The organism is Ralstonia sp. 24A2 (assembly GCF_051783885.1).
Lineage (GTDB): Bacteria > Pseudomonadota > Gammaproteobacteria > Burkholderiales > Burkholderiaceae > Ralstonia.
The window spans coordinates 1,630,734-1,642,780 of sequence record NZ_JBPVZD010000002.1; the positions used below are offsets into that span (position 1 = coordinate 1,630,734).

A 12,047-nucleotide genomic window follows, 5' to 3' on the forward strand; every position below is an offset into this window, starting at 1 on the left:
GCGCTCGCAGGCATGAAAAAAGGGAGGCTTCGGCCTCCCTTTTGCGTTGATGCGGCGTTGGCGATCAGGCCAGCGCGGGTTTGCCGGCCGGCATCGGCGCACCGCCCATGTAGCGATACACCGACAGATCATCCGCGCGGATGGCGGGCGAGCGACCCGACACCAGATCCGACAGCAGCTTGCCCGAGCCGCACGCCATGGTCCAACCCAGCGTGCCGTGGCCGGTGTTGAGCCACAGGCCGCGCACCGGTGTCTGGCCGACGATCGGCGTGCCGTCCGGCGTCATCGGACGCAGGCCGGTCCAGAACGAAGCGCGCGACACATCGCCCGCACCCGGGAACAGGTCGTTGACGACGAACTCCAGCGTGTTGCGCTTGCCCGGGTCCAGGCGCTTGTCGTAGCCGACGATCTGCGCCATGCCGCCCACGCGGATGCGGTCGTCGAAGCGCGTCACGGCCACCTTGTAGGTCTCGTCCAGGATGGTGGAGACGGGGCTCTTGGCCGCGTCCGTCATCGGCACGGTGATTGAGAAACCCTTGAGCGGATACACCGGCACGTTCACCAGGTTCTTCAGGAACGGCGTGCTGTAGCTGCCCAGCGCCACGACCACGAGGTCGGCGTCGATCGGTTGGCCATCGACCAGCGCACCGCGCACGGCGTCGTTCTTGAAGATCAGGCTATTGATGGTGCTGTTGAAACGGAAGCGCACGCCAAGCTGCTCTGCCATCGCGGCCAGGCGCGTGGTGAAGAGCTGGCAATCGCCCGTTTCGTCATTGGGTAGGCGCAGGCCGCCAGCCAGCTTGTGGCGGGTGGAGGCCAGGCCTGGTTCACTGCGCACGAGGTCTTCGCGCGAAAGCAGTTCGTAGGGCACGCCAGCGCGCTCGAGCACGGCGATGTCATTCGCGGCGCCGTCGACTTGCTGTTGCGTGCGGAAGATTTGCAGCGTGCCTTGCTGGCGGCCTTCGTAGGCGATGCCGGTGTCGGCGCGCAGCTCACGGATGCAGTCGCGGCTGTATTCAGCTAGGCGGACCATGCGCTCCTTGTTTTGCGCGTAGCTGGCGGCGTCGCAGTTGCGCAGCATCTGCCACATCCACTTGAGCTGGAAGAGCGTGCCGTCCGGGCGGATGGTCAGCGGCGCGTGCTTCTGGAACATCCACTTGATGGCCTTGAGCGGTACGCCCGGCGCCGCCCACGGCGATGCATAGCCCGGCGAGATCTGCCCGGCATTAGCAAAGCTCGTCTCCAGCGCCGGACCGGCTTCACGGTCGACAACGGTGACTTCATGGCCGGCGCGGGCCAGGTAATAGGCGCTCGTCACGCCGATTACGCCACTGCCAAGTACGAGCACGCGCATGGTAATACTCCCCGAAGATGCATTTACGATAGATGCCGCTATCGTATTCGCACCTATCCAGTCATTGTTTCTGTATATTTTCAGGAAACAGGAACAACTTCGATTTTAGGGTGTTTTTCACCATGCGAACCCAGCGCAAGCCCGTCCGGGCTCTCGACAAGCTCGACCGACGCATTCTCGACCTGCTGCAGAAGGACGGGCGGCTGTCGATGAAAGAGCTGTCCGAAGCCGTCGGCTTGACCATCACGCCCTGCATCGAGCGCGTCAAACGCCTGGAGCGCGAGGGCTTCATCCTCGGCTATTACGCACGGCTGAACCCGGCCATGCTGGGCGCCTCGCTGCTGGTGTTCGTGGAGATCAGCCTGGGCAGCAAGGCCGGCAACATGTTCGAGCAGTTCCGGCGCGAGGTGCTGCGCATTCCGGAGGTGCTGGAGTGCCATCTCGTCTCGGGCGATTTCGACTACCTCATCAAGGCGCGCATCCGCGAGATGAGCGAATACCGGCGCCTGCTGGGCGACATCCTGCTGCAGTTACCGGGGGCAGTGCAGTCCAAGAGCTACATCGTGATGGAGGAGATCAAGGAGACGCTCGCCATCGATGTGACGGAAGAGGGCGGGTGACGTAGCGTTGTCACGGAAGCGCCTTACGCTGGCGGGCATTCTCAGCCTTGTATGTAGAGACGCCATGTCAGACCAGCCCATCTTCAAGCCGACCCGCCGCACGCTCATCAAAGGTCTTGTATCCGCCAGCGGTACTGCGCTGCTTGGTTCGCGCATTGGCGACGTGCTGGCCCAGGGCGTCGCACCGGCTGCGGTCACGTCCGAGCGCCTGCGCCCGCAATTGCCCGGCGGCGTGATGAGCGGCGATATCACCGCCGACAGCGCTATCGTCTGGAGCCGCACTGACCGCCCGGCGCGCATGATTGTCGAATACTCGACAGATGCCGCCCTCAAGAAAGTCGTGCGCCGTGTTGGACCGGCAGCCACTGAAACCAGCGGTTTCACCGCGCGTGTAGACCTCACGGGGTTGCCTGCTGGCGCCGAGCTGTTCTATCGGGTGCGCTTCCAGGATTCGATCCACAACAAGGCGTTCAGCGAGCCCATCACCGGCCGCTTCCACACGGCACCCGTGCAGACCAATCGCTCGATCTGCTTCGTCTTCTCCGGCGACGAAGCCGGGCAGGGCTGGGGCATCAACGAGCGCTTCGGCGGCTATCGCCTGTACGAAGCGATGCGCCGCGAATCGCCCGACTTCTTCATCCACTCCGGCGACCAGATCTACGCCGATGGCCCGATTCAGGCCGAAGTGAAGCTGCCCGACGGCTCGCTGTGGACCAACCTCGTCACCGAGGCGAAGTCGCACGTCGCACAGACGCTCGACGACTATCGCGGCGCGTTCGCCTATAACCAGCTCGACAAGAACAAGCGCGCGTTCTCCGCCGAAGTGCCGTTCCTCGTCCAGTGGGACGACCACGAGGTGCGCAACAACTGGTACCCCGGTCAACAGATCGGCCCGGAAGAGAAGCGCTATCAAGAACGCAGCGCATCCGTGCTGGCCGCCCGCGCCAAGCAGGCGATGTTCGAGTACAACCCGTTCCGCTTCAACCCGCTCGACCCGGAGCAGATCTACCGCGCATTCCAGTACGGCCCGCTGCTCGACGTGTTCATGCTGGATGAGCGCAGCTATCGCGGCCGCAACTCGCCGAATCGCCAGACCACGCTGGATGCCGATGCCGCCTTCCTTGGCCCGAAACAGACGGCGTGGCTGAAGCAATCGCTCAAGCAGTCGAAGGCGACGTGGAAGGTGATTGCCAGCGACATGCCGATCTCGCTGGTGGTGCCCGATCTGAACCCTGACGTGCCGAAGGGCACCTACGAAGCCTGGGCGAATGCGGATGACGGTGCGCCGTCCGGCCGCGAGCTGGAGCTGGCCGAGATCCTGCGCTTCATCAAGCAGGAGAACATCCAGAACGTGGTGTGGGTGACGGCCGATGTGCACTACGCGCAGGCCACGTACTACCACCCGTCGCGCGCCAAGTTCACGGAGTTCAAGCCGTTCTGGGAATTCGTCGGCGGGCCGATCAACGCGGGCACGTTCGGGCCCAACGAGGTCGACCAGACCTTCGGGCCGGACCTGCGCTACATCAGCATCCCGAAAGACAATCCGCAGAACCAGTCACCGGCCGCGCTGCAGCAGTATTACGGCCGCGCCAAGATCGATCCGGCCACGCGCACCATGCACGTGTCGCTGCATGATCTCGATGGCAAATCGCTCTGGGAAGTGAAACTCGATCCGGAGGCGTAGCCCGCGTCACTCACAGCGGAGCAGGGGCGGATGCGATACGATCAGCAAGCCCCCGCATCCGATCCATTCCGCTGTGCCCGACATGTCTGATCGCCACGTCCCCCGCAAGGGACGCGGCGCTACCTCCAATCTGCAAGGCCGCTTCGAACGTGATGAACGCACGCGTGTCGACGACGGCTGGCAGCCGCTCGTCGGGCAGCTCGATCCGGAAGACACGCCGCCGCGCATCGAGACCACGGTCTCCATTGAGCGTGCGCGGTCGATCCTGAGTCATAACCAATCGCCGGACATTCCGTTCAGCGTGTCGTTGAATCCCTATCGCGGTTGCGAGCATGGGTGCGTGTATTGCTTCGCACGGCCGACGCATGCGTATCTGGAGCTGTCGCCCGGGCTCGACTTCGAGACCAAACTGTTCGCCAAGACCAATGCTGCAGAAGTGCTGCGTGAAACGCTGGCCAAGCCCGGCTACCGTTGCGAAGCGATTGCGCTTGGCGTGAACACCGATGCGTATCAACCCATCGAGCGCGAACTGCACATCACGCGCGACGTGCTGCAAGTGCTGCACGATTGTGATCACCCGGTCGGGCTCATCACCAAGTCGACCTTAATCGAACGCGACATCGATCTGCTCGCGCCGATGGCCGCGAAGAACCTCGTCGTCGCAGCCGTGACCATCACGACGCTGGACTCGGAGCTTGCGCGCAAGCTGGAGCCGCGTGCAGCCACACCGTCACGCCGCCTGCGCACGATCCGCACATTGGCTGAAGCAGGCATTCCGGTAGGGGTGAGCGTTGCGCCGATGATCCCGTTCATCACCGATGATCACATGGAGCAGATTCTGGAAGCATCACGCGAGGCGGGCGCCACGTACGCGAGCTACATCGTGCTGCGTCTGCCCAACGAGTTGAACGCCGTCTTCCAGGATTGGCTGACGGCGCATTTTCCCGACCGCGCGCAACGCGTGATGAACCGCATCCGCGATCTGCACGGCGGCCAGGACTACAAGGCGGATTTCGCCACGCGCATGCGTGGCACCGGCATCTGGGCAGATCTACTGCGGCAGCGCTTCTACAAGGCCGCCGACAAGCTCGATTATCGCTACCATCGCTACAACGAGCTGGTGCTGGACACGTCGCAGTTCAAACCGCCCGCACGCGCAATCAAACCAAGAAAACCGGTCGATGAGCGTCAGGGCAGTTTGTTCTGATTACTGCGACAGCTCCTTCGATGCCTGCACCTGTGTTTCGAAGTAGGTTTGGAACGTGATGGCAAGGCCGGCCATGAGCAGGCCGGTGCCGATCATCAGCGTGAGGATGGACAGCAGCACGACGGGCCAGCCCGAGCGGGTGGGGGTGCCATCGGTGTTGAACTGCGCGTCCCATTTGTCGTCCGGGCGTAGGCCATACACCAGCGCTGACAGGAATCCCGCCAGCAATGAAGCGCCGCCGATGATCGCGCAGATCCAGCCAGGCACACTCGCGCGCTGGGTCGACAGCAGCAGTGCCACGCCAACCGCGCCAAGCGCCATGGCAAAGACTTGCGACCACGCCCAGAAGTCGCGTCCGCCCTTGAGATAGAAACGATGCGCGCCCACGCTCCCAAACAGGAAGGCGAGCAGCACGGTCAGCAGCTTGGATTTTTTCTGAAGAGCGGTCGTAGGCATGGCTAGCGGAGAACACACGGCAAGACAACACAGCGCCGCGCATTCTACGCCCAACATGAACCGCGACGCAGCCTAGGGGCGGCACCGGGGGCGCGTCGCAAGGACGCATCAGCAATCGGGGGAGATGGCCTTCAGTTCGGCCGGACGCGCACAGCGTTGCGATGGGGCTGTGGCAGGGAGGGCAGGGGCGCTAAATCGGGACCAGACGCGGCGACGGCACGCTCATCGAGGCCGTTAGGTCTTGCAACAGTTGGGGCGCCTGTTGGCGCAGGCTGACTTCGCCGTAAAGCAAGTGGGCAAGCATCAGCATGAAGGCCGAGGTCCATATCAGACCCAGCAGAAGCCGCACATGGCGGTGGAGTTGGGACAGCATTGAAGCACCTGTTGTCGTTGTCATTGGTGTGATGGCAGGGGCACGCCAAACGTGTGCCATCTACCATTCAATACGACTGAGGTGCTCCGGGCAAGTTCCGCGATGTGAAATGAAGTGGGTTTGCGCGGCGGTCAGCCCCGGCGCGAGCCGCGCCAGTCGCCGCCCCGATCGCCATTACCGCGTTCCTGGTGCATGCGCTCGCGTTCCTGTTGCTGCTGCCAGTCACCGCGGCCGCCGCCCTCGCGGGGCTGTACGCGGCCGTTGAGGCGGTCATCGGCGCGTGCGCGTGCTTCCATGCGCTCCATCTGCGCGCGGATGCGGGCTTGGTCAGCTCGCGCATCGACAAAGAACATCTGCGCCACCAACGGGCGCGCTTGCGGCGCAGCATTGGCGGGTTGCGTCCATGTCGGCATGGCGGTTTCTGCAAAGGCAACGGCGACCTGACGCGCCGATGCGTTGGCTGCCAGGGCGCCCGCAGAGGCGGCGATCAGAACACCTGTCGCCAAGGGGCGAAGCAATGCACGGATCGGCATGGCTATCTCCTGTCTGACGAGGGTTCGAAAGTGCCACGCGCCGCACTTGTTCCAGCTTGAACGAGAAAGCAGCAGCGCGTGTTCATGCCTGTCAATGTAAGGCTTCACTCAGGTCGCATCCACTGTCCAAAGGTTTCCTGTGTAACGAGATGTTTCCTGCACGCGTTGCCCAGGCGGTAGGCGACGCGTGCGTCATTTTCCGATGTAACGGATGCGATACACGGCGCCAGCGTAGTCGTCCGCCACGAGCAGACTGCCGTCGGGCGCCACAAGTACATCGGCAGGGCGGCCCCAGACGCGTTCGCCCGGTTGCAGCCAGCCTTGCACAAACGGTTCTTGCCTAATGACTTTGCCGGCCTCATCAACCACCACGCGCATCACGCGATAGCCGACTTTGGACGAGCGGTTCCATGAGCCGTGCTCGGCAATGAAGATGTTGTTGCGATATTCGGCCGGGAAGCTGTTGCCGGTGTAGAACCGCATGCCAAGTGCCGCCACATGCGCCCCCAGCTTGGCAACCGGCGGCACGTAGTGGCTACACGGGTGGCCTGCCCCGAACTCCGGATCGGGAACGTCGCCGGCATGGCAGAACGGATAGCCGAAGTGCTGGTTGGGCGCAATGATGCGGTTCAACTCGTCGTCGGGTACGTCGTCGCCCATCAGGTCGCGGCCGTTGTCGGTGAACCACAGCTCGTGCGTCTTTGGGTGCCAGTCGAAACCGACCGTGTTGCGGATGCCGCGTGCGACCAGTTCCAGGTCGCTGCCGTCCGCGTTCATGCGCATCAAATTGGCGTAACGGTTTTCATCGGGGCGGCAGATATTGCAGGGTGCGCCCACTGGCACGTACAGCTTGCCATCGGGGCCGAAGGCGATGAATTTCCAGCCGTGGTGCGTCTCCGTGGGCAGCTTGTCGTTGATGACCACAGGCTCGGGCGGGTTGTCGAGGCGCTTGTCGATACCATTGAGCCGCACGATGCGCGACACCACTGATACATACAGGCTGCCGTTGCGCCAAGCCACCCCCACAGGCAATTGCAGGCCCGAAGCCACCACATACACCGGTGCACCAGGTGTCTGTAGCGAGATCGCGTAAACTTTGCCCGCGCGGCTGCCCACATACAGAATGCCTGCCGGGGAGATCGCCATTTCGCGTGCTGAGGGCATCGCATCGGTCAGCACGTCAACCTGAAAGCCGGGCGGTACATGTAGCGTCTCGATGGGCAACTTGGCCATTGTCGGCAGCGCCGCACCAAGCCAAGCCGCAAGCACAATGGCAGCCCGTACGTACCGTCTGCGCCACGTAGGCCATCCTCGGCGCAGTCGCACCCAGCCTAAGTGTTTGTTTGGTCTGGAAAACTGCGCTATACTTGCGTGTTTCTCTGTACGCATACCCAGTTTTTCAAGGAATAGATCCATGGTCGTGATCCGTCTGGCCCGCGGTGGCTCCAAGAAGCGCCCGTTCTTCAACATCGTTGCGACCGACTCGCGTAACCGCCGTGATGGCCGTTTCATCGAGCGCGTCGGTTTCTACAACCCGCTCGCCAAGGATGGCGAAGAAGGTCTGCGCCTCGTGCAAGACCGTCTGGCCTACTGGCAAGGCGTTGGCGCACAACTGTCGCCGACGGTTGCCCGTCTGGTGAAGCAAGGCGCCGCCAAGGCTGCTGCCTAAGTTTTAGCATGCGTCGATCGACGGTGCCGTCCGAGCACATTCTGCTGTGACGCGCGCTGCATCGACGCGCCCCGGCCCCGTGGCCGTTGCTACGCAAGCGACCTCGCAAAAGGTTGCTGAGCGCTTGCAAGCCATGTGTCCGGGTGCTGGCGCTAACCCAGCGCTGCCCGACGATCTCGTCGAGGTCGGCTATGTGGGCGGTGCCTATGGAATTCGCGGCTGGATCAAGGTTCAGCCGCACGGTGAAGCCGACGCGTTGCTCAACGCTCGTGCCTGGTGGCTCAAGCCGGCAGCGGGGGCGATGGCCGCGTCGACTGACTGGTGGGTATTTCCCGTCGACACGTCGCGCGAACATAGCGGTACCGTGGTGGCAGGTTCGCCTGCCGTGCCGGATCGCAATGTCGCCGAGGCGCTGCGCGGCTGTGCCGTGTGGGTCAGCCGTGCCGATTTTCCTGCGCCGGATGATGACGAGTTCTACTGGGTCGATCTGATCGGCGCTACCGTCGTCAACGAACAGCAGGAAACGCTCGGTACGGTGACAGGGCTGATCGACAACGGTGCGCATCAAATCTTGCGTATCGTTGGCGAAGGCGATGTCGAGCGGCTCGTGCCGTTTGTCGAGGTTTATGTGAAGTCGGTGGATGTGGCTGGTCAGCGCATCGTCGTCGACTGGGGTCTGGATTACTGAACATGCGGCCGGAGAATTCGGCGATGCAGTTTGACGTCATCTCGCTGTTTCCGGACATGTTCCGGGCGCTGACGGACTGGGGTATCACCAGCCGCGCAGCCAAGCAGCAGGTGTACACGTTGCGCACCTGGAACCCACGCGACTTCACGACGGACAACTACCGTACCGTGGACGACCGGCCTTACGGCGGTGGTCCCGGCATGGTGATGTTGGCCAAGCCGCTGGAAGCGGCGCTGGATGCGATTCGCGAGGCGCAAGCCCCGGCAGCGTCGCATGTGGTGCTGCTCTCGCCGCAAGGCAAGCCGCTCACGCACAAGCGGGTGATGGAGTTGGCCCAGTTGCCGGCACTCACGCTACTGTGCGGTCGCTACGAGGCGATCGACCAACGTCTGGTTGACCGCCGTGTGGATGAGGAAATCAGCCTCGGCGATTTCGTCCTCTCTGGTGGCGAACTCGCAGCAATGGCAATCATTGACGCGGTGGTGCGGCAGTTGCCCGGCGTGCTGGGCGATGCGCAGTCGGCGGTGCAGGACAGCTTCGTCAACGGTTTGCTGGACTGCGCGCATTACACGCGGCCGGAAGAGTACGAAGGTGTGCGTGTACCCGATGTACTGCTGGGTGGCCACCACGCCGAGATTGAAAAGTGGCGTCGCCAGCAGGCGCTGTTGAATACGATGCGCAAGCGCCCCGATCTGATCGAGGCGGCGCGCAAGCAGGGTTTGTTGTCCCGCAGCGATGAGGCTTTCCTCGCTGCCGCGGCGACGACGGCAAAGGGGTCGGATGCTTCCACACCGGAAGCCTCGGCCAAGTGAAGTTCCCATCCTCTACCGGGGCCACGGTCAATTGACTGGGCAAAACGCCGGCATGATGGTCAAGGAGAAAAAGATGAATCTCATCGAGCAAATCGAGCAGGAAGAAATCAAGCGCCTGACGGCCAACAAGACGATCCCCCCGTTCGCCCCTGGCGACACCGTGATCGTCAACGTGAACGTCGTTGAAGGCAACCGCAAGCGTGTGCAGGCGTATGAAGGCGTCGTGATTGCCAAGCGCAATCGTGGCCTGAACTCGTCGTTCATCGTTCGCAAGATCTCTTCGGGCGAAGGCGTGGAGCGTACGTTCCAGCTGTACTCGCCGCTGCTGGCCAGCATCGAAGTGAAGCGTCGCGGTGACGTGCGCCGTGCGAAGCTGTACTACCTGCGCCAACGCTCGGGCAAGTCGGCACGCATCAAGGAGAAGCTGACCTTCAAGCGCAAGGAAACCGCTGCAGCATAATCTGCGCGCGTTGCGAAAAGGCACCTTCGGGTGCCTTTTTTCTCTTTTGGGGCGGAAGATTGCCCCCACGTGAATCTACTCTGCCCACCAATACATTCCCCACCGTGCGCCGCCCCGTGTTCGATCCCGAGCAGTTGCCGGTGATGCCCCCTGCGGCATCGCTGCCGGCGCTCGGGGCTGTGCAGCTGTCTGCCGATTTCGTGCGCCAACGGTTGCGCGCGCAGCCGGCGTGGGAACCCGAGCAGATCGACGAGTCGCGCCTGATCGATGCCTCGCTCAAGCTGCGTGAAGCGGCTGTGCTGGTGCCGCTGGTACAGCGCGAAGCTGGTTTGACCGTGCTCCTGACGCAGCGCAACGCATCGCTCAGCCAGCATGCCGGGCAGATCAGCTTTCCTGGTGGCGGCCGCGAGGCCATCGATCGCGATCCCGTCGAAACGGCGCTGCGCGAAACGATGGAAGAGGTGGGGATCGGCGCCGACCACATCGATGTGATTGGTCACCTGCCGGACTACATCACCGGCACGGGCTTCCATGTGAGCCCGATCGTCGGGCTGCTGACTCCAGATTTCACGCTGTACCCAGACCCGAGCGAAGTGGCCGAAGTGTTCGAGGTGCCGCTGGCGTTTCTGATGAATCCAGCCAATCACGAAGTGCGTGAGCTACGTTGGGAAGATCGCGTGCGTCGTTTTTATGCGATGCCGTATCGCAAGGCCGACGGCGGCTATCACTTCATCTGGGGCGCGACGGCGGGTATGCTGCGCAACCTGTATCACTTGTTGGCAGCGTAGCGTGCGCGTCACTGTGCGCTGTTGCGCGCACGCCGTGTGCTATCGTCTTGCACATCGCATTCATGGCGTGATGAACGCCTTCGCAACGCCTCTCCAATGACTTTCTTCTCCGTACTCTGCGCGCTGATCCTCGAGCAGTTTCGTGCGCTCAGCCGGGACAACCCGATCTACGACGTCGTGCGCGCGCTGGCCGCACGGGCGGAAGAATGGTTCGACACCGGACAACGTCGTGACGCGGTGCTGGCTTGGTGCGTGGTCACGCTGCCGGCTGTCGTGGTTGTGGCGTTGGTGCACTACCTGTTGTCATCGATCAGCATTGGGCTGGCTTTCCTGTGGAACGTGGTGATGGTCTACCTGACCCTCGGCTTCCGCCAGTTCAGCCATTACTTCACCGATATTCATGAGGCGCTGCGCAGCGACGATGTCGTGACCGCGCGGTTGATCCTCAACGAATGGTCGGGGCGAGACACGACCGACATGCCGGTCAATGAGATCGTCCGCCATACACTTGAATGCGCAATCGTGGCCGTGCATCGTCACGTGTTCGGCGTATTTTTCTGGTTCCTTGTACCGATCGGGCCGGCGGGTGTGGTGCTCTATCGCGGCGCGGAATACCTCGCCCGCCATTGGAGCGAACCATCGATGGAGCGCAGCCCCGCGCTGGGCCTGTTCGCGCGCCAGGCGTTCTTCATCATCGACTACGTTCCTGCGCGCCTGACCGCCATCGGCTTCGCCATCGTTGGTGACTTTGAAGACGCTGTATACGCGTGGCGCAATCGCGCTGCCAAGTGGAGCGATGAGGTCAACGGCATTCTGCTGGCGGCCGGCGGTGGCGCGCTGGGCGTACGCCTGGGCACGCCGATCGCGCAACGCGATTCGGCTGAGAGCATCGCCGATGAGGACGGCGCCTATCCGATGGAAGTTGGGCAAGAGCCCACCGTGCGTACGCTGCAATCGGCCGTGGGGCTGGTGTGGCGGGCGGTGGTGCTGTGGATGCTGTTGCTGGCGATGCTGTCGATCGCCGTCTGGCTGGGCTGATTCTTCCGAGCGCTGCCGCGTTACCCGCCGCCACGATTAGGCGGCGTCCTCACGATCCCTGCCGCAGCGCCAACACTGGGCGAACTGCGGCTCGTGCATCTCCCCGCAATGTATGCAACGCCAAGCCGGGCCCGTCGGCGGATGACGGGCTTGATCGAGCAGCGCCTGTGCCTGCGCTTCCTGTTCCGGATTCACCAGCCAGACTTGCGCTGCGCAATCCTGCGGTGGAATGTCGCCGGCCACGCTGCTCAGATAGATGTTGCGCAGCTCGGTGCGGATGCCGGCGGCGGATAGCACGTTCTGCCAGTGCGCCGCCATGCCGAGCGATGGACTGCTGATCAACAACTTCATCTCAGCCTCCCCGA

The 12,047-nt window shown here is 63.0% G+C and carries 15 protein-coding genes; 9 read left to right on the top strand and 6 right to left on the bottom strand.

The window, feature by feature from the left end; genetic code table 11:
• Positions 1-64: 64 nt before the first annotated feature.
• Positions 65-1,354 (bottom strand): D-amino acid dehydrogenase, encoded by a 1,290-nt coding sequence (locus tag ACS13N_RS12560; protein ID WP_438931959.1) that lies wholly within the window; start codon positions 1,352-1,354, stop codon positions 65-67.
• A gap of 122 nt (positions 1,355-1,476) precedes the next feature.
• Here ACS13N_RS12560 and ACS13N_RS12565 point away from each other — a divergent pair, with 122 nt between their 5' ends.
• The 3 genes from ACS13N_RS12565 (at position 1,477) to ACS13N_RS12575 (ending at position 4,865) form a co-directional block, all read left to right on the top strand.
• Positions 1,477-1,974, top strand: a complete 498-nt coding sequence (locus ACS13N_RS12565) for an Lrp/AsnC ligand binding domain-containing protein (RefSeq protein WP_064804391.1) — start codon at positions 1,477-1,479, stop codon at positions 1,972-1,974.
• A gap of 64 nt (positions 1,975-2,038) precedes the next feature.
• Complete coding sequence (locus ACS13N_RS12570; RefSeq protein ID WP_438931960.1) at positions 2,039-3,658, top strand: alkaline phosphatase D family protein; 1,620 nt, start codon at positions 2,039-2,041, stop codon at positions 3,656-3,658.
• 82 nt (positions 3,659-3,740) lie between these two features.
• The gene (locus tag ACS13N_RS12575; RefSeq protein ID WP_438931961.1) at positions 3,741-4,865 is read left to right on the top strand and encodes a PA0069 family radical SAM protein; all 1,125 of its coding nucleotides are present in this window, start codon (positions 3,741-3,743) and stop codon (positions 4,863-4,865) included.
• Here the strand turns inward: ACS13N_RS12575 and ACS13N_RS12580 are convergent, their stop codons facing one another.
• The 4 genes from ACS13N_RS12580 to ACS13N_RS12595 form a co-directional block, all read right to left on the bottom strand.
• Positions 4,866-5,321 carry an NINE protein gene (locus tag ACS13N_RS12580; protein WP_438931962.1) on the bottom strand — a complete coding sequence of 152 codons (456 nt, stop codon included), beginning with the start codon at positions 5,319-5,321 and terminating at the stop codon, positions 4,866-4,868.
• Positions 5,322-5,511: 190 nt separating this feature from the next.
• Complete coding sequence (locus ACS13N_RS12585) at positions 5,512-5,694, bottom strand: hypothetical protein (protein WP_438931963.1); 183 nt, start codon at positions 5,692-5,694, stop codon at positions 5,512-5,514.
• Positions 5,695-5,825: 131 nt separating this feature from the next.
• Positions 5,826-6,227, bottom strand: a complete 402-nt coding sequence (locus tag ACS13N_RS12590) for a hypothetical protein (RefSeq protein ID WP_438931964.1) — start codon at positions 6,225-6,227, stop codon at positions 5,826-5,828.
• Between the two features lie 192 nt (positions 6,228-6,419).
• Complete coding sequence (locus ACS13N_RS12595) at positions 6,420-7,496, bottom strand: PQQ-dependent sugar dehydrogenase (RefSeq protein WP_438931965.1); 1,077 nt, start codon at positions 7,494-7,496, stop codon at positions 6,420-6,422.
• Positions 7,497-7,641: 145 nt separating this feature from the next.
• Here ACS13N_RS12595 and rpsP point away from each other — a divergent pair, with 145 nt between their 5' ends.
• From rpsP to ACS13N_RS12625, 6 genes are all read left to right on the top strand, one after another.
• The gene (rpsP, locus tag ACS13N_RS12600) at positions 7,642-7,896 is read left to right on the top strand and encodes a 30S ribosomal protein S16 (RefSeq protein WP_021195488.1); all 255 of its coding nucleotides are present in this window, start codon (positions 7,642-7,644) and stop codon (positions 7,894-7,896) included.
• A gap of 46 nt (positions 7,897-7,942) precedes the next feature.
• Positions 7,943-8,584 (top strand): ribosome maturation factor RimM, encoded by a 642-nt coding sequence (gene rimM / locus ACS13N_RS12605; protein WP_438931966.1) that lies wholly within the window; start codon positions 7,943-7,945, stop codon positions 8,582-8,584.
• A 23-nt stretch (positions 8,585-8,607) separates the two neighbouring features.
• Positions 8,608-9,396, top strand: coding sequence for a tRNA (guanosine(37)-N1)-methyltransferase TrmD (gene trmD, locus ACS13N_RS12610; RefSeq protein WP_438931967.1), 789 nt, complete (start codon positions 8,608-8,610; stop codon positions 9,394-9,396).
• Between the two features lie 73 nt (positions 9,397-9,469).
• Positions 9,470-9,856 (top strand): 50S ribosomal protein L19, encoded by a 387-nt coding sequence (rplS, locus tag ACS13N_RS12615; RefSeq protein WP_031329539.1) that lies wholly within the window; start codon positions 9,470-9,472, stop codon positions 9,854-9,856.
• A gap of 104 nt (positions 9,857-9,960) precedes the next feature.
• Positions 9,961-10,644: a CoA pyrophosphatase gene (locus ACS13N_RS12620; protein ID WP_438932848.1), complete on the top strand. Its 684-nt coding sequence runs from the start codon at positions 9,961-9,963 to the stop codon at positions 10,642-10,644.
• 96 nt (positions 10,645-10,740) lie between these two features.
• The gene (locus tag ACS13N_RS12625) at positions 10,741-11,682 is read left to right on the top strand and encodes a CobD/CbiB family protein (RefSeq protein ID WP_438931968.1); all 942 of its coding nucleotides are present in this window, start codon (positions 10,741-10,743) and stop codon (positions 11,680-11,682) included.
• Between the two features lie 36 nt (positions 11,683-11,718).
• Here ACS13N_RS12625 and ACS13N_RS12630 read toward each other — a convergent pair whose 3' ends face one another.
• Complete coding sequence (locus ACS13N_RS12630; RefSeq protein WP_438931969.1) at positions 11,719-12,033, bottom strand: hypothetical protein; 315 nt, start codon at positions 12,031-12,033, stop codon at positions 11,719-11,721.
• Between the last annotated feature and the right edge of the window lie 14 nt (positions 12,034-12,047).